General features: G+C 62.3%; 17 protein-coding genes. 5 read left to right on the top strand and 12 right to left on the bottom strand.

The window, feature by feature from the left end; genetic code table 11:
* Positions 1–331 precede the first annotated feature (331 nt).
* The 6 genes from tyrS to NFV80_RS02640 are packed head-to-tail and all read right to left on the bottom strand — an operon-like array spanning position 332 to position 5546.
* Positions 332–1531, bottom strand: a complete 1200-nt coding sequence (gene tyrS / locus NFV80_RS02665; RefSeq protein ID WP_295325869.1) for a tyrosine--tRNA ligase — start codon at positions 1529–1531, stop codon at positions 332–334.
* Positions 1532–1562: 31 nt separating this feature from the next.
* The gene (locus tag NFV80_RS02660) at positions 1563–1823 is read right to left on the bottom strand and encodes a YfhL family 4Fe-4S dicluster ferredoxin (protein WP_295325872.1); all 261 of its coding nucleotides are present in this window, start codon (positions 1821–1823) and stop codon (positions 1563–1565) included.
* A gap of 14 nt (positions 1824–1837) precedes the next feature.
* Positions 1838–2335 (bottom strand): pantetheine-phosphate adenylyltransferase, encoded by a 498-nt coding sequence (gene coaD / locus NFV80_RS02655; RefSeq protein WP_295325985.1) that lies wholly within the window; start codon positions 2333–2335, stop codon positions 1838–1840.
* Positions 2328–2882 (bottom strand): 16S rRNA (guanine(966)-N(2))-methyltransferase RsmD, encoded by a 555-nt coding sequence (gene rsmD, locus NFV80_RS02650; RefSeq protein ID WP_295325988.1) that lies wholly within the window; start codon positions 2880–2882, stop codon positions 2328–2330. Before rsmD ends, coaD begins: the two co-directional genes overlap by 8 nt.
* Before the next feature lie 4 nt (positions 2883–2886).
* On the bottom strand, positions 2887–4182 hold the full coding sequence (locus NFV80_RS02645) for a pitrilysin family protein (RefSeq protein ID WP_295325874.1): 1296 nt from the start codon (positions 4180–4182) through the stop codon (positions 2887–2889).
* Positions 4183–4193: 11 nt separating this feature from the next.
* On the bottom strand, positions 4194–5546 hold the full coding sequence (locus tag NFV80_RS02640) for a pitrilysin family protein (protein ID WP_296757733.1): 1353 nt from the start codon (positions 5544–5546) through the stop codon (positions 4194–4196).
* A gap of 101 nt (positions 5547–5647) precedes the next feature.
* On the opposite strand from NFV80_RS02640, the gene ftsY reads away from it, so the two are divergent.
* The 3 genes from ftsY to ftsX are packed head-to-tail and all read left to right on the top strand — an operon-like array spanning position 5648 to position 8222.
* Positions 5648–6640: a signal recognition particle-docking protein FtsY gene (ftsY, locus tag NFV80_RS02635; RefSeq protein ID WP_295325879.1), complete on the top strand. Its 993-nt coding sequence runs from the start codon at positions 5648–5650 to the stop codon at positions 6638–6640.
* Positions 6637–7326 carry an ATP-binding cassette domain-containing protein gene (locus NFV80_RS02630; protein WP_295325882.1) on the top strand — a complete coding sequence of 230 codons (690 nt, stop codon included), beginning with the start codon at positions 6637–6639 and terminating at the stop codon, positions 7324–7326. Before ftsY ends, NFV80_RS02630 begins: the two co-directional genes overlap by 4 nt.
* A complete protein-coding gene (gene ftsX / locus NFV80_RS02625; RefSeq protein ID WP_295325885.1) occupies positions 7323–8222 on the top strand; it encodes a permease-like cell division protein FtsX in 900 nt (299 codons plus the stop codon). The genes NFV80_RS02630 and ftsX overlap by 4 nt, the downstream gene beginning before the upstream one ends.
* Positions 8223–8240: 18 nt before the next feature.
* Here ftsX and NFV80_RS02620 read toward each other — a convergent pair whose 3' ends face one another.
* From NFV80_RS02620 to nirJ, 5 genes are all read right to left on the bottom strand, one after another.
* Positions 8241–8786 carry a chorismate lyase gene (locus NFV80_RS02620; protein ID WP_295325888.1) on the bottom strand — a complete coding sequence of 182 codons (546 nt, stop codon included), beginning with the start codon at positions 8784–8786 and terminating at the stop codon, positions 8241–8243.
* A 68-nt stretch (positions 8787–8854) separates the two neighbouring features.
* Entirely contained in the window at positions 8855–9286 is a 432-nt protein-coding gene (locus NFV80_RS02615) for a DUF192 domain-containing protein (protein WP_295325890.1), read from the bottom strand.
* An 87-nt stretch (positions 9287–9373) separates the two neighbouring features.
* Positions 9374–9823: a hypothetical protein gene (locus NFV80_RS02610; protein ID WP_295325893.1), complete on the bottom strand. Its 450-nt coding sequence runs from the start codon at positions 9821–9823 to the stop codon at positions 9374–9376.
* A gap of 32 nt (positions 9824–9855) precedes the next feature.
* Positions 9856–11439 carry a nitrite reductase gene (locus tag NFV80_RS02605; protein ID WP_295325895.1) on the bottom strand — a complete coding sequence of 528 codons (1584 nt, stop codon included), beginning with the start codon at positions 11437–11439 and terminating at the stop codon, positions 9856–9858.
* The gene (gene nirJ, locus NFV80_RS02600) at positions 11436–12632 is read right to left on the bottom strand and encodes a heme d1 biosynthesis radical SAM protein NirJ (protein WP_295325898.1); all 1197 of its coding nucleotides are present in this window, start codon (positions 12630–12632) and stop codon (positions 11436–11438) included. Before nirJ ends, NFV80_RS02605 begins: the two co-directional genes overlap by 4 nt.
* A gap of 292 nt (positions 12633–12924) precedes the next feature.
* Here nirJ and NFV80_RS02595 point away from each other — a divergent pair, with 292 nt between their 5' ends.
* Both NFV80_RS02595 and clsB read left to right on the top strand, forming a co-directional pair.
* On the top strand, positions 12925–13749 hold the full coding sequence (locus NFV80_RS02595) for a mechanosensitive ion channel family protein (protein ID WP_295325900.1): 825 nt from the start codon (positions 12925–12927) through the stop codon (positions 13747–13749).
* Positions 13750–13878: 129 nt separating this feature from the next.
* Entirely contained in the window at positions 13879–15033 is a 1155-nt protein-coding gene (gene clsB / locus NFV80_RS02590) for a cardiolipin synthase ClsB (RefSeq protein WP_295325902.1), read from the top strand.
* Here the strand turns inward: clsB and gluQRS are convergent.
* Positions 15015–15980 carry a tRNA glutamyl-Q(34) synthetase GluQRS gene (gluQRS, locus tag NFV80_RS02585; protein ID WP_295325905.1) on the bottom strand — a complete coding sequence of 322 codons (966 nt, stop codon included), beginning with the start codon at positions 15978–15980 and terminating at the stop codon, positions 15015–15017. The genes clsB and gluQRS overlap by 19 nt on opposite strands.
* Positions 15981–16039 lie beyond the last annotated feature (59 nt).

Below are 16039 nucleotides of genomic sequence, written 5' to 3'. Positions count from 1 at the left end.
ATCACCACCAAATCCAGAACCCACACCTATCGGTTGTCCAGTTGTTAAAGAGCTGCAGCGCGGTTGTTCGGCCGCTCCGCCTTGCTGCCCGAGCAGCGAGAGGGGCGCATTATACAGACGTTTCCTGCGACGTCAACACCTGGACTTGCAGAACCCGCCAATCGCCCCCCGATGCCCTGACACTCTCCGGCAGGGCTCACCGAAAGCACATAAGCGGCCAATTTAAAAAGGATCTATCGTTCCGAGCAACGAAACTGCGAACCTGCGCGGTGTTGATGGCACGGCAAGCCTCTCTTGCCCCGTGGCGAAGGCGGGACCGTCTGATCCTCGCTCAGGCGATGCTGACTCGGGCGTACTTGCGCTTGCCGACCTGCAGGACGAAGCTCCCTTTGCTCGGAAGCACAAACTGTTTGTCGTCTATCCGGATGCCGTCCACTCTGACGCCACCTTGCTCGATCATGCGCAAAGCCTCCGAGGTGCTGCCAGTAAGGCCCGCCTGCTTGAGGACCTGCGCGATGGCAGGGGGTGACTCGCCAGCCAGCAGGTTCACCTGCGGGATGTCTTCGGGAATGACCCCCTGCCGAAAGCGCGCATCGAAGTCGGCCTGCGCCTGCGCGGCGGCAACCGTTCCATGAAAGCGCTCGACGATTTCGTGCGCCAGCAGGACCTTGATGTCACGCGGATTGCGGCCGCCCGCCGCCTCCTGTTGCAAGTCATTGATGGCCTGCATGCTTCGGAACGAAAGCAGCTCGAAGTATCGCCACATCAAGTCATCGGAAATCGACATCAATTTGCCGAACATCTCAGCGGGCGGCTCGTTGATTCCCACGTAATTTCCGAGCGACTTTGACATCTTGTTGATGCCGTCCAGTCCTTCGAGCAGTGGCATGGTCAGAATGCACTGCGGCGCCTGCCCGTAGTGCTTCTGCAACTCTCGTCCAACGAGGAGGTTGAACTTCTGATCGGTACCACCGAGTTCGACGTCGGCCCTCATCGCAACGGAGTCATACCCCTGGCATAGCGGATAGAGCAGTTCGTGGATCGCGATCGGCTGACCATTGCGATGGCGCTTGGCAAAATCGTCGCGTTCCAGCATCCTCGCCACCGTGTGCAGAGCGGCCAGCCGGATCATTCCGGACGCTCCCAGCGGCTCGAACCAGCGTGAATTGAAGCAGATTTCCGTTTTTTGCGGGTCGAGAATCTTGAACACCTGCTCCTGATAAGTCCGGGCATTGACGACGATCTGCTCGCGTGACAAGGGCGGTCGCGTCACGTTCTTGCCGGTCGGATCCCCAATCATTCCGGTGAAATCCCCGATCAGGAACATCACGTGATGACCGAGATCCTGAAAATGCCGGAGTTTGTTGATCAGGACCGTGTGCCCGAGATGCAGATCGGGCGCCGTGGGATCAAATCCTGCCTTGATCCGCAGAGGCCGACCGGCCTTCAGTTTTTCGAGCAGTTCGGCTCGGATCAGCAGTTCTTCCGACCCGCGCTCGATCTGCTCGATTTCTTCCTCAATGGCTCGCATACAAGAATCTTCCGTAGCTGGAGGGCTTCTGTCAGCGGCGCCCCGGATTCCCGGTCAATTTCTCGTACTTTACCCACAGCTGACCTTCGCTCTCGACGTGCGCCGGATCCTTGGGAATGCAATCTACCGGACAGACCTCGACGCATTGCGGAGTATCGTAGTGCCCGACGCACTCGGTACACTTGTTCGGATCGATCTCGTAGATCTCTGGCCCCTGGGAGATTGCTTCGTTCGGGCACTCCGGCTCGCACACGTCGCAGTTGATGCATTCGTCGGTAATAATCAAAGCCATTCTTGCTTGTTCCTTCAGATCGTTGAAATTTCTCGGACACGCTTGGCGAGCCGCTCACGGATCGCTGGTTGCACGAACTTGCTGACATCGCCACCGAGAATGGCGATCTCCCGCACCATCGTCGCGGAAATGAACAGGTACTGCTCGGCCGGAGTCAGGAACACGGTTTCGACTTCGGGGTACAGATTCCTGTTCATCCCCGCCATCTGGAACTCGTAATCGAAGTCGGAAACCGCCCGCAGCCCGCGGATGATCACCTTGGCACCCTTGGCATGCAGAAAGTCCATCAGTAAACCGTCGAAGCCGCAGACTTCGGCGTTGCGGTACGGCGCAAGCACCTCCTGAGCCATTTCCACCCGTTCCGCCAGCGAGAAGAAAGGGCGCTTCGGCTGATTCTGGGCAATCGCCACGATCACCCGATCGAAAAGGCAAGTGGCACGCCGGACGAGATCCTCGTGCCCCCGGGTCATCGGATCGAAGGTGCCCGCATAGATTGCCACTCGCCTATTCAATGCCATCCGCTTCCCCTCGCCGCATCAAGTGATAGAACACCTGGCCCGCCCGGCCGTGACGCACCGTGCGCCAGTTGCCCAGGCCCGTCAGGAATTTTTCCGCCTCGGCATAAATCGCGCCATCGTCCGCCAGAACACGCGGCAGCAGAGGCGCCAACCGATCCATCCAGGCGTCGTGAAACGGCGGATCGAGAAACAATACGTCGAAACGCGATCCCACGGAAGAAAGAAATCTTACCGCATCCGAATGCACAATACGGACACGCGGACCCGTATCGAGGGCTTGCGCGCTAATGGCGAGCGCTGCCAGGATCTTTGGCGAGTGATCGACCATCACCACCTCGGCCGCGCCACGCGAGGCCGCCTCGAAACCCAGGGCTCCACTGCCGGCAAACAGGTCCAGGCAGCGCAGGCCGGTCAGTTCCTGCCCGAGCCAGTTGAACAGCGTCTCGCGCACCCGGTCGGGCGTCGGTCGCAGCGTCGGCGAATCGGGGAAGCGCAAGGTCCGCCGGCGCCATTCACCACCAATGATGCGCAACGAATTCAGGACGCTACTCCCCACCGACCACCACGGTCACCAGATGCTCCGGGCGTACGTGTCGCGAGAACGCTGCCTTGACATCGGCCACCGTCACCTTTTCGATGTTTTCGGGATAGTGATCGAGATAATCGAGCGGCAGGCCGTAGAAACCAATCATCGCGACATTTTCCAGAAGCTTTCGATTGCTGTCGAGTCGCAAGGGAAAGCTGCCGATCAGATTCTGCTTGGCGGCCTTCAGCTCCGCTTCGCTCGGTCCCTGATCCAGGAAGTTGGCCAGCACTTCCCTGGCGACCTGCAATGCGTCGTTGACCTGCGCCTTCTTGGTCTGCAGGCCAAGCTGAAAGGGTCCCAACTGCTGCAGCGGCAAGAAGTAGCTGTGTACGCTGTAGGCCAGCCCGCGCTTGTCGCGGACTTCCTTCATCAGGCGCGAAACAAAACCGCCGCCGCCGAGCGAATAGTTTCCGACCGACAAGGGAAAAAAGTCGGGATCGCCGCGCTTGAGCGCCGGCAGTCCGAGCAGCAGATGCGCCTGTGCCGCCGGATGAGAAATGCGCTGCTCGCCGGCCGCCGGCATTTCGGGTACGGCGATGGCCAGTCCACCCGGACCCGAAGGCAGACCGGCAGTCAGCTCTTCCGCCACTGCCTTGGCCTGCGCGCGCGACAGGTCGCCGACAATGGCCAGGCTGGCCCGCTGCGCCGTGTAGTTGCCCGCATGGAAGGCAAGCACGTCGGCGCGCGTGAGGGCACCCACCGATTCGGGCGTGGCATAACGTCCATAGGGATGCGCGCCATACATTGCCGCCCAGAAAGCCCGGCTGGCAATCGCGTCGGGGCGCGTCAACGCTTCCTTGAGACTGGCAATCGAACGCGCCCTTTCGCGATCGAAAACGTCAGCAGCGAACTGTGGACTGCTCAGGATGGCCCGTAGCATGGCCAGCGCCGGTTCACGCTTGTCGGGCATCGATAGCGTCCGCAGGGTGACCGAGGCGCGATCCATATCGACACCACCCGAGAGCTTGGCGCCAAGGTCGGCCATCCGGCTGGCAATCTGCATCTCGTCCATCCCGGCGGCGCCCAGATCGAGCAGTGATCGGGTCAGGGAGGCGACGCCCGCCTTGCCTGCGGCCTCACGCGCCGTACCGGCGGCGAAATCGACTTGTACATCGACGATCGGCAGACTGTGATTCTCGACAAAGAGAACTGTGGCGCCCCCCGTCGTCTGCCAGCGCTCGATCTTCGGACCCGCCTGCGCCATCTGCATGGCAAGCGCAAGAAACAGGCAAGTCAGCAACCGGAACGGGATCATGAACGTGACTCTCAATGGCGAAAAACAAACGGCGAGCGCGCGCGCGGCGGCGGCAAGGGTTGCGGATCGAGTTCGGCGACGGTCAACAGCTCTTCGCGAAAGTATTTCCTGGCCACCGCCTGCACCTGTTCGGCGGTGACCGCCTGCAGCTTTTCGATCATGCGCCGGTTCATCGTGTACGAAATCCCGGCGGATTCGAGTTGTCCGATTTCCATGGCCTGGGCGAACATCGAGTCGAGCTTGTAGATCTGCCCGGCAATGAGCTGCGCCTTCGCCCGCCTCAATTCGTCGGCAGCCACTCCCTGCTCCTGCACACGCGCGAGTTCGGCGCGCAGACCCGCTTCGAGCTCACCGCGGGTCCTTCCTTCGCTCGGCGAACCATAGAGGTAGAACAGGCCGGGGCCACGCGCCACCGAATCGTAGCTGGCCGTCGCATTCACCGCCAGACGCTGCTCACGTACCAGGTGCCGGGAGAAGCGCGCCGCTTCGTGCCCCGCAAGTACGGCCGAAAGCATTTCCAGCGCGTAGGGATCGACATCGCTCTCGACGCCGCGGATCACCGGCACCTTGTAGGCCATCATCACCACCGGCAACTCGGCCGGGGCTTTCACCGTCAACCGGCGAACTCCGACCTGTGGTGGCTCGTCCTGCGGTTTGCGCACTGGCAAGCTGCGCGCCGACAGGGCGCCGTAATGCTTTTCGGCCAGCTGGAAGACAGCGTCGTGGTCGACGTCCCCGACGACCACAACATAGGCGTTGTTCGGCGCGTACCAGTTGTCGTACCACAAACGCGCGTCACTTGCCGTCATGTTCTCGAGATCGTTCATCCAGCCGATGATCGGCACCCGATACGGGTGCACCTGCAAGGCCACGGCGGTCAGTTGTTCCAGGAGCAGCGACTGCGGTTGGTCTTCGGTACGCAGCCGCCGCTCTTCCATGACCACCCTGATTTCCTGCCCAAACTCGCGCACGTCGAGGTTCAGATGCCGCATGCGATCGGCTTCCAGTTGCATCATCTCGGAGAGGTTCTGCTTCGGCACCTGTTGAAAGTAGGCCGTATAGTCCCGGCTGGTAAACGCATTGTCCCGCCCACCCGCGGCCGCCACGCGACGGTTGAACTCCCCGGGGCCAGTGGTCGGCGTCCCCTTGAACATCATGTGTTCGAGGACGTGCGCCACCCCGGTACGGCCATTCGTCTCGTCCATGCTGCCTGCCCGGTACCAGACCATATGCACTACCGTCGGTGCACGGCTATCCTCACGGACGATCACTCGCAGGCCATTCGCCAGCTGCTGCTCGTAAGGATTGGCCAGCGCCAGCAACGGCGCTGCAAGAACCAGCAGAATCAATCGCGGGTAAGGCATCGGCATTCGTCGCTTCTGATAGAATTTGCGGTTGTCAGGTAGCTGCGGCGGCATCTTACCATTGCCGCTGCCGCCAGGCGCCTTTGATAGACGGAAGCATCATGTTTGGTTTCCTCAAGAAATCCCCTGGCGAGCAGCCCGCGACAGGCAGTCCAGCCGTCTCTGAATACCCCGAGACGGTTGTTGCCGTACCTTGGCGACAGCGCCTCAAGGCCGGCTTGGCGCGTACTCGAGCGCAGTTCGGCGGCAAGCTGAAATCGCTGTTCGCACGTGGCAAGGTAGACGACGAACTGCTCGAGGATCTCGAAACTCTGCTGTTGAGCAGCGACGTCGGGCTCGATGCGACCGAGCACCTGCTCTATCAACTGAAGATGCGTGCCAGGCGCGACAAGCTCGATACGCCGGAAGCCATTCAGCAGGCGCTAACGGAAGTCTTCTACGAACTCCTGCGGCCGCTCGAGGAACCGCTCGATCTTGCCTCGCATCGTCCCTTCGTGATCATGATTGCCGGAGTCAACGGCGCCGGCAAGACCACTTCGATCGGCAAGCTGGCCAGGCATTTTCAGGGGCAGGGTCTATCCGTCTTGCTGGCAGCCGGCGACACTTTCCGCGCCGCTGCGCGCGAGCAGTTGCAGACCTGGGGTGAGCGCAACAATGTGACGGTTATCGCACAGCAGTCCGGTGATCCGGCGGCGGTGATTTTCGACGCCATCGCTGCAGCCAGGGCGCGGGGCATCGACATCGTGCTGGCCGACACCGCCGGCCGCCTGCCGACGCAGCTACACCTGATGGACGAGATCGCCAAAGTCCGCCGCGTCATCCAGAAGGCTGACCCGTCGGGCCCGCACGAAACCTTGCTGGTACTCGACGCGACCTTTGGCCAGAATACCCTGCAGCAAGTGATGGCCTTCGACAAGGCAATCCAGGTCAGCGGTCTGGTGCTGACCAAGCTCGACGGTTCGGCGAAAGGCGGGGTGGTCGCCGCCATCGCCCGCCAGTGCCCGAAGCCGGTACGTTTCATCGGCGTCGGTGAAGGTATCGACGATCTCCGGCCATTCGTCGCCCGCGATTTCGTAGACGCGCTGTTCGCGTGATCACCGCCAGCGACGTCTGCAAACGCTACCCCGAAGGCCGCGAAGCGCTGCGCAATGTAAGCTTCGAGATCACCACCGGGGAGATGGTCTTCCTCACCGGCCACTCCGGCGCAGGCAAGTCGACGCTGTTCAGGCTCTTGGCCGCGATCGAACGTCCGACTTCGGGCAGCATCGTGATCAACGGTCAGAATCTCGCTTCGCTGCGCAGAAATGCGATCCCCTTCCTGCGCCGTAAACTCGGACTGATCTTCCAGGACCGCAAATTGTTGTTCGATCGAAACGTTCTCGACAACGTACTGTTGCCATTGGCAATCGTCGGCCATCCCGCGAAGGACGCGCGCCGCCGGGCACAGGCAGCGCTGGCCAGGGTCGGCCTCCCCGGTCGGGAACGGACTTTCCCGATCGCGCTCTCGGGGGGTGAGCAACAACGGCTGGCAATTGCGCGCGCCGTGGTCAATAGACCGGCGATCATCCTTGCCGACGAACCGACGGCCAATCTCGATAGCGCTTCGGCAGGCGACATCTTTGAAATCTTTCGCGCCTTTCAGCAAGTGGGAGTAACCGTCCTCATTGCTACGCACGATCCACTCCTGCTGCCCAATATGCGAGCGCGTGTCCTGCTCCTCGAACGGGGAGATTTGAGCGAATCCGAACAGCGTCCAGTCCCGGACACGAGCGCACCGTGATCGGATGGCTCGCCCAGCACCAGGCGGCACTGCGCGACGCCGTGCGTCGGATGACGGCGGCTCCGCTCAATTCGCTGCTCTCGCTGCTGGTGATCGGAGTCGCGCTGACCCTGCCGACCGCCGGATGGCTGACACTCGACAACCTTCGCCAGCTTGCGGGCGACGCGCCGGGCGTGCAACAGATCAGCATCTTCCTCACCGTCGAAGCAGGCAAACGCGAGTTCAACGACATTGATTCGCGGCTCCGGGAGGCGCGCGCCGGAAACTGGCGCTTTGTACCGCGTGAGGAGGCATTGAAGCGACTGCAGGCGGCAGAAGGAATGGCCGAGATCATTGGCAGTCTGCCGCGCAACCCGTTGCCCGACGCTTTCATCGTGACTCCGACCGATGTGCGACCGGAAGCACTCGAGCAATTGGCAAGAAACTTCTCGACCTGGCCAAAGGTGGCACACGTCCAGCTCGATTCAGCCTGGGTCAAACGTTTGGACGCTCTCTTGCGTCTCGGCAAGCTGGTGATCATGCTGCTTGGCGCGCTTTTCGCCGGAGCCATGGTGACCATCACCTTCAACACGATTCGCCTGCAAATCCTTGCCCAGGCGGCCGAAATCGAGGTGGCCAAACTGATCGGTGCCACCGACAGCTACATCCAGCGTCCCCTGCATTATTTCGGAATGCTGCAGGGCGCCCTGGGTGGCCTGGTAGCGGCCCTGCTGGCAAGCGCAGGCTTCCATCTGCTGACGCCGGGTGTGGCGGAACTCGCCCGCCTGTACGGATCCAGTTTCGCCCTGCAGGGGCCTTCGGCAACGGACGTCGTCGTCCTGACCGTGATCGGCGGGGTGCTGGGCTGGCTGGGAGCGAGGATTTCCGTTCTGATTCACTTGCAGCGCGTGATCTGAACTCTGCTCCGGCACGAATCAATTGCCGCGCACCGCCGCCGGCGCGCGGCATCGATCGAACTGCAACAGGGTCGGCGAGAAAACCTCGGTCACCAGCACGGATTGCGCACCGAAACCGAAGCGCGAGCGACGAGCGCAAAGGGCAACTGGTACCCGGTCACCAAGTTGCAGACCGCCGATTGCCGACGAAAACAACGCGTCGCGTCGATCGATCCGCTTGAAAGCCATCGGGCCACGCGTGAAACCGACGTGTGCGAAGAGCAGCGCGCCAAGGGAGCGACTGCCGAGGCGGGCCAGCCAAAGCGTCAACGGACCGCGCGGCCGATAGGGCAGAACCGTATGCGCGAAGACGACGATCCGGTCGTCACAGGACAACGCCACCTCCCGTACCCAGGCATGCACCCCGCACGGAAGCCCGAGCGCGGACGCTTCGTCGGGCGTCGTCCGCTGCAGGCCCTGGCGTAGCACCCGTACCGCGAAACGCCCTCGCTCCTCGATGCGCGCCGTCAGGGAACCTCGGTCACGCAGCCAGTGCAGGAACGGTGCGTTCTCGGCAGTGCGCAACAGACTCTGACGCCATCTGAGGCTGTCTCCATGAATCACTGGCGCAAGCCGCACCGTGGCATCGTCAACTAGTGCGGGACTGGAGACTTTTCGAGGCCATTGACCCGACTCCCCGGTTTGATGCTCTTGCTGGAAAACCAGCCCTGGTTCATTTCCAGCGCATAGCGCGCAGGCTTGGCAGCGCAATGATTGTCTTCCGTCTGCGGCTGCATCTCCTCGATGTTCAGGATTCGTCCGCTTTCGTCGAGAAAGGCTACCGACAGAGGGAGAAGGGTATTTCGCATCCACATGCAGTGCACGGCGGCTTGTGGAAAAACGAACAGCATGCCCTGGTTGGCAGGCATGCTACGGCGATGCATCAGGCCCTGCATACGAGTCTGGTCGTCCGCGGCCACTTCCGCTTCGATTCGGTAGAAACCGGCGGTCAGCTCGATGCGCGGCACTTGCGCCATGACCGGCAAGGCGGCCGACAGCAAGGCAATCAAGAAGGCAATGGGCATCGGAATCTCCGGCATGGACGACGATCAGGGAACCGGCGACTCGCCCGGCAATCTTCGGCACCGCGCCGCAGCGGGAAGATACCGCCGCTATTTCTTCCGTGCCGAACCATTCTTCTTCGCGGAAGCCTGCTGCGCCGGCGATGCCTTGGCGGTCGCTGCCGAGTGCTTGCCTGTGGAGTTTGTCGACCGGGCTTCCTTCCTGGCCAGCGGCGGTTTCCCACTCTGCGCTCGTGGAACCGCCTGCTTTGCCGGCTTGGCCGCCGCGCCTGCCGATCGTGTGCCGGTGCTGGCCGAGGGCTTGCTTCCCGGATGCTTCACGGGTTTGCCTGCCGAGCGCCTTTCGACCGTACCTGCGGGCGGCTTCGCTGCCGACGCCACGTGCTTTGCCACCGGTTTGGGCGGGGCGCCTGCCTCGCCGAAGGTCACCGCTTCTTCCTCGCTCTCGGCAGCTTTCGGTACGGCCAGTGCCACCGCAGCAGGGAAGAAAAAGGCTGTCGCCAAGAGAACGTGCGACAGCCGGACGACGAACTTGCTCATGACCAATTCTTTCAACCTCGCCGGGCACCCGCTCAGTGACTGGTGCCCTCGGAACGCGATATTTTATTCCAAACGTTGTACTTGCCGACCGGTTTGTTCGCCGGAATGCGTTTGACTTCCTTGAGTGTCTGCGCATCGATCACCAGCAGTGCACCATCCAGTTCCCACAGACTGGCGAGCGCGTAGCGGCCGTCCCGCGTGAACTCGACATGCGCCAGGGTCTGGCCGCGATCCGCTTCGATCTGCGCGACGACTTCGAGGTTCTGTTTGTCGATCACCTGCAAGGTGTTCCGGTAATCCCTGCTCATCATCGAGTCGGTAAAAGCATATCGGCTCTTTTCGTGGCTGCGCAGGAAAAAGCCTGGTCCGAGCGTTCTGATCTGCCGGATGGTCTGGTAGGTATTCAGGTCGATCACGGTCACCAGTCCCTCGTTGAGGTTGGGAGAAGCCATGACCGTTCGTTCGCGTCCGGACGGGTCCTTCCACTTCCAGGTGATTCCGGAGCCAAGATGCGGCATTCCAGGCAGATCGAGATCGGCGATTTTCTGCCGTACATCGAGTTGAATCACCTGTCCTCGGGTCGCCGAACGTGACGAGCCGAGAATCGTGTCGTAGCCCTGAGTAAAGAAGAAGTCATCGAGACAGTCTACGAGCCTGGTCCGGCGTGGGGAGAACATCGCCTCTTTGAAGTGCCCTTCCTGGTACTGATAGTCGTGCACCAAGCCTTCAGCGATCGGCCTGGCATCCGGATCATAGCTGATCTCCCAGACTTCCGGCACGTCCTTGAGGGCGGCGACGAAACTCTTGCGTGGCGCCGCATCGTAGACTGCGGATACGCGCGAGCTGCCGGCCTTCGTCACGGTCGGAATGATTTTCACCAGCGAGAGGTCGGCGGCATCGAGCACGACCAGGTTGTGCGGCAGGTAGTTGCCGACCATCACCCACTTTCCGTCCCCCGAAACCGCGGCATTGCGCGTGTTCAGGCCGGCACGAATTTCGGCGACGACCACCAGGTTGTAGAGATCATATTTCGTGATCCAGCCGTCACGCGAAGCAAAGTAGACGAAGCGCCCGTCCGGCGAAAACTTCGGTCCGCCGTGCAGCGCGTAACGGCTCGGAAAACGGTGCAGGCGCTCCAGCCTGTCGCCGTCGAGCAGCGAAACATGATGGTCGCCGGCCTCGACCACGACGAACAGATTCAATGGGTCGGCGCCCCGCAATCCTGGGCCGGGCTGCGCCGGCAGCTTGGCAGCGACCGGATCGAACAGGTGCGAAGCGCGGATCTCCGCCTCACCCCAGGCGGGGGGCGGCTCCAGCGGTGTGTAGATCCATTCCACCAGTTTTTCCACCTCGTCCATACCGAGCTTGTCACCAAAAGGCGGCATCTGCGTCGCCACCCGTCCCTCGCGGATGACTTTCACCGCGTCCCCCCGGCGCAGGCGTTCCAGGCTCTCCGGGAGGAGTGCCGGACCGATGCCACCCAGGCGGGATTCGCCATGACAGGCCATGCAGTGCTCCTGGTACAGCGACTGGACTTCGGCAGCAGCGGCTGGCAACGACGCAGTCGCGAGTACGGCCACGAGAGCACAGGCCAAACGGCCGGTTCGCCGGGTCATGGCGCCCTCCCGATGCTGAAACGAGGCATCGAGGCACTCCGCTCGCGACCGGGAAGGATGCCGATTTCGTCATCGTCGAGATAACAACCCGGATCTTCGGCCCAGGGGTCGCCAGTCAGCTGCTGGGCTCGCACTCGGGTATTGCCGTTGCAGATCGCGAAATGCCGGCACTCGCCACAGCGCCCCGAGACCTTGCGTGGAAACTGCTTGAGTCCCGCCATCAGCGAATCGGAAACGTCCATCCAGATTTCCGAGAAGGGCCGTTGGCGAACGTTTCCCAGGCTGTAATGCCACCACATGGTGTCGGGATGCACATTGCCCAGGTTGTCGATGTTGGCCACATTGACGCCAGACGAATTGCCTCCCCACTGAATCAGGCGTGCCCGAATGTTGTCGACGCGGTCTGGGAAGCGTTTCTCCACCCAGTGCAGGAAGTACACTCCATCGGCATCGTTGTTGCCGCTGGTGAACTCCTTGTGCAGGCCGCGCTGCTGATAGGCCCAGCAGGTCTCGAAGAGCAGATCCATCGCCCAGCGGGTCAGCCGATGCTGCGCATCGTCCTTGCGGTTCGTGTTGCCGCGACCCGCGTAATTGAGATGGGAGAAATAGAAGCGGTCGATGCCTTCGTTTTCGACGAGTTCGAGCAGCGCCGGCAGATCCTGCGCATTGTCCTGGGTCAGCGTGAAGCGGACGCCGATTTTCAGTCCGCGGTCACGGCACAGGCGAATTCCCCGGAGCGATGCAGCGAATGCTCCCTGCATTCGGCGGAACCTGTCATGGGTCGCACCGATGCCATCGAGTGAAACGCCGACGTAATCGAATTCGCAGCCGGCGATGCGATCGATGTTCGCTTCGTCAATCAAGGTGCCGTTGGACGACAGGCCGACGTAAAAACCCAGCGCCTTGGCACGTCGCGCGATGTCGAAGATGTCCGGACGCAACAAAGGTTCGCCGCCGGAAAGGATCAGCACCGGCACCCGAAAACCCCTGAGGTCGTCCAGCACCACGTAGATTTCTTCGGTTGTCAGCTCACCAGGGAAATCCTTGTCGGCCGAAATGGAATAGCAGTGCTTGCAGGTCAGGTTGCAACGGCGGATCAGATTCCAGATGACGACGGGCGCCGGCGGATTCTGTTTGGGTCCGGCCGGCTTGGGCACCGCGAGTTCCTGCATGTACTGCGAGATTCGAAACATCGTACCGTCCCCAAAACCAGGTATTAGAAGAGCGCATCGACGCGCCGGCATTGACGTGCATCAAGCGAGACCGATGGCCGATTGCCGACTATTCTTGCACGCATCGTCCCGGGCGAGAAGGTGTCGAAGGAAGCCGCCGACGCTCGCTCCGCTCATCTTGCTCGGCAGCCACTCGGCACGTATCGTCAGCGATCCGTGGCGCAAACCGACATGCCTGCGGGCATGCCCGCGGGCTTGCGTAGCCCGCACGACAATGGGAAACTGATCGTGTATCAACACTTAGGAGAAACTCATGAACACGGAAGACATCTCGCGCTGGCAGGGGATCGCAGTCCAGTACGTCTCGGAGCTGGGCGTCAAGGTGCTGGCCGCGATCGCCTTCTGGATCATTGGTCGCTGGCTGATCGGCCTCGTTGGGCGCATGATCCAGAGTACTCTGGGGCGCCAGAAGGTCGATGCCACCCTGATGCGCTACCTCGGCACGGTGATTCACGTCACCCTCAACATCCTGCTGGTGATCGGCATCCTGGGCTATTTCGGCATCCAGACGACCACCTTCGCGGCGCTCTTTGCCGCTGCCGGTGTTGCCATCGGACTGGCCTGGTCCGGGCTGCTGGCCAATTTTGCCGGCGGCGTGTTCCTGATCATCCTGCGACCGATCAAGGTCGACGATTTCGTGACGGTCGGCGGCATCACCGGTACGGTCACGGAAATTGGACTGTTCACCACCTCACTGAACACCCCGGACAACGTCCTTACCCTCGTCGGCAACAGCAAGATCTTTGGCGACACCATCCAGAATTTCTCGGCCAATCCCCACCGTCGAGTCGAGCTGAAGGCGCAGCTTGCCGGCGCTGCGGATCATGCAGCCGCGATGGCTCTGCTCAAGGAAAAGATCGCGCTGATTCCGAACGTGTTGTCGAATCCTGCAGTCGATGTCGAGATTCTCGAATTCAATCTCGTCGGTCCGGTCCTGGCAGTACGCCCTTACTGCCACAACGACCACTACTGGCAAGTCTATTTCGACACCAACCGGACAATTCGTGAAGCCCTTGCCGCGGCCGGCTTCCCGGCGCCGATGCCGGCGCAGGTGGTGATCGTCAATCAGCAGCCGTAGAGCGACGACGCCGCGTCACCAGATGCGCCTGCCGAGAAGGCCGACGACGCTGGTGATGCGTCCGCCGCCGAACGACGCCGGGTCGCGTGGACGGCGCTCGTACCCATTTTCCGGCTCACCTGTGCCGCGATGGCTGTCAAGTTCCTTCCCGGCAACCGACTGACCTTGCTCAACAGCGGCGCCGAGTATTTCCCGGCGCTGCTCGGCGCGATCCACGACGCGCGGCGTGAAGTTCATCTCGAAAGCTACATTTTCGAGAACGACGATACCGGCCGCGCCATCGCCGATGCCCTGGCGAGCGCCGCGCGCCGTGGCGTGGCGGTGCGAGTCCTGGTCGATGGCTTCGGTGCTTCCGGCTTTGCCGATCAGTTCCAGCCGCAGCTAGCAGCCGCCGGCGTGCAGGCACTGGTCTATCGGCCCGAGATCGCGCGCTTCCGGCTGCGCCGCCATCGCCTGCGCCGGCTGCACCGCAAACTGGTAGCGATCGACGGCGAAATCGCCTTTGTCGGCGGCATCAACGTCATTGATGACCGGACGCCGCAGTTTCCGACGCGCCACGACTACGCGGTGCGTATCGAAGGCCCGTTGCTGGGGCCGATACAGTTCGCGTTGCGCCGCGTGTGGGAGTTGGTCGTGTGGGCGCGACTGAATCGACGCTTCCGGCTCCCCAGGACCCTGCACGAGCAGCCGAAGGCACGCGGTCAGCAAACGGCAGCCTTCCTCGTGCGTGACAATATCCGTCATCGGCGAGACATCGAGGAGGCGTACCTGGCGGCGATCGCCACCGCCCGCGAAAACATTCTCCTCGCCAACGCATATTTCCTGCCGGGTCGCCGCTTTCGGCGAGCGCTGTATCGCGCCGCCCGACGTGGCGTGAGGGTGGTCATCCTGCTGCAGGGGCGAGTCGAATACCGATTGCTGCATTACGCCACGCAGGCCCTGTACGGCCGGATGCTGCGTGCTGGCATCCACATCTTCGAATATCGGCGCGGCTTCCTGCATGCCAAGGTGGCGGTCGTCGACGACCACTGGGCGACGGTCGGCTCGTCGAACATCGACCCGTTCAGCCTGCTGCTGGCCAGGGAAGCCAACATCGTAGTCCAGGACAGGTCCTTCGCCGAAGAACTGCGGCGCAGTCTCAAGCAAGCGATGCGCGATGACGCACGGGAGTTGCGCGCCGATCGCTGGATACGCCTGCCGTGGCATTCGCGTCTGCTGCGCTGGGCAAGCTACAACCTGGTGCGCATGTTCGTCGGGTTCGTCGGCTACGGTGGCAGGCACTGAACACTCGTGAAACGGTCTATCCGGGCGAGGGAGGCACCGCGCCGTACCGGCACTCGCTCGATCGACCAGTGGGCAATCGCCCAGCGCCAGAAATCGCGTAGCGAACCGCGGCTGATTTCCTCCGGTACCGCATGCCCGAGAAAGCGCAGCGCCTCGGCCAGCACGCCGCTGCCGCCCGCCGCATCGGCCGCCTCCGCACGCGTCTGTTTGGAGAGCTTTTCCCCGGCCGCGTTGGTAACCAGCGGCAGGTGGGCGTAGCTGGGCGTCGGCAGTTCCAGGCTGCGCTGCAACCAGATCTGGCGCGCCGTCGAGTCGAGCAGATCGACGCCGCGAACCACCGCGTTGACCCCCTGGGCCGCATCGTCTACAACCACAGCGAGTTGATAGGCATACTGTCCGTCGGCACGCAACAGAACAAAATCGCCGACGGCACGCGCGAGATTCTGCTGCTGCGAACCCTGCACCCGGTCGTCAAAGGCAATGTCGCAGTTCTCCACCCGTAGTCGCCAGGCACGTGCCGTCCTTCCCGCCGCCAGACCGGTGCGGCAGTTCCCGGGATACACCAGCCCGCCGTCCACCGAGGGGGGCGGCGAACGGGCGGCAATCTCGCTCCGCGAACAGGCACAAGGGTACGCCCGACCGTCGGCCTGCAGCCTTCGGAGCGCTGCGCGATAGACATCGAGACGCCGGCTCTGCAGCAGCACCACACCGTCCCACTCGAAGCCGAACGCGTCGAGCGTGCGCAGAATGTCGTCTGCCGCACCTCGTGCCGTCCGCGGCTGGTCCACGTCTTCGATTCGCAGCAACCAGTCGCCGCCATTGGCGCGGGCGTCCAGGTAGCTGCCGATGGCTGCGACCAGCGAACCGAAATGCAGCGGACCGGTTGGTGAAGGCGCGAAGCGGCCACGATAGCGGAGCGGACGGTCGATCGAATCGAAAAGTCTCATGCTCTTTCGTGGTCTGAGCCAGCAGACATTCCTCTCGCAGCGGCGTCGGTCGCCTTTGT

It is taken from the genome of Accumulibacter sp., from assembly GCF_023806565.1.
Lineage (GTDB): Bacteria > Pseudomonadota > Gammaproteobacteria > Burkholderiales > Rhodocyclaceae > Accumulibacter.
This window is presented reverse-complemented; position numbering and strand designations above follow the sequence as displayed.

Excerpts from the sequence above, each read along its gene's own strand:
- tyrS (WP_295325869.1), bottom strand. The coding sequence starts at position 1,531 with ATGCGAGCCATTGAGGAAGAAATCGAGCAGATCGAGCGCGGGTCGGAA.
- clsB (WP_295325902.1), top strand. The coding sequence starts at position 13,879 with ATGGCTGTCAAGTTCCTTCCCGGCAACCGACTGACCTTGCTCAACAGC.
- gluQRS (WP_295325905.1), bottom strand. The coding sequence starts at position 15,980 with ATGAGACTTTTCGATTCGATCGACCGTCCGCTCCGCTATCGTGGCCGC.
- NFV80_RS02660 (WP_295325872.1), bottom strand. The coding sequence starts at position 1,823 with ATGGCTTTGATTATTACCGACGAATGCATCAACTGCGACGTGTGCGAG.
- NFV80_RS02610 (WP_295325893.1), bottom strand. The coding sequence starts at position 9,823 with ATGAGCAAGTTCGTCGTCCGGCTGTCGCACGTTCTCTTGGCGACAGCC.
- NFV80_RS02605 (WP_295325895.1), bottom strand. The coding sequence starts at position 11,439 with ATGACCCGGCGAACCGGCCGTTTGGCCTGTGCTCTCGTGGCCGTACTC.
- ftsY (WP_295325879.1), top strand. The coding sequence starts at position 5,648 with ATGTTTGGTTTCCTCAAGAAATCCCCTGGCGAGCAGCCCGCGACAGGC.
- NFV80_RS02640 (WP_296757733.1), bottom strand. The coding sequence starts at position 5,546 with ATGCCTTACCCGCGATTGATTCTGCTGGTTCTTGCAGCGCCGTTGCTG.
- nirJ (WP_295325898.1), bottom strand. The coding sequence starts at position 12,632 with ATGTTTCGAATCTCGCAGTACATGCAGGAACTCGCGGTGCCCAAGCCG.
- NFV80_RS02615 (WP_295325890.1), bottom strand. The coding sequence starts at position 9,286 with ATGCCCATTGCCTTCTTGATTGCCTTGCTGTCGGCCGCCTTGCCGGTC.
- NFV80_RS02645 (WP_295325874.1), bottom strand. The coding sequence starts at position 4,182 with ATGATCCCGTTCCGGTTGCTGACTTGCCTGTTTCTTGCGCTTGCCATG.
- NFV80_RS02595 (WP_295325900.1), top strand. The coding sequence starts at position 12,925 with ATGAACACGGAAGACATCTCGCGCTGGCAGGGGATCGCAGTCCAGTAC.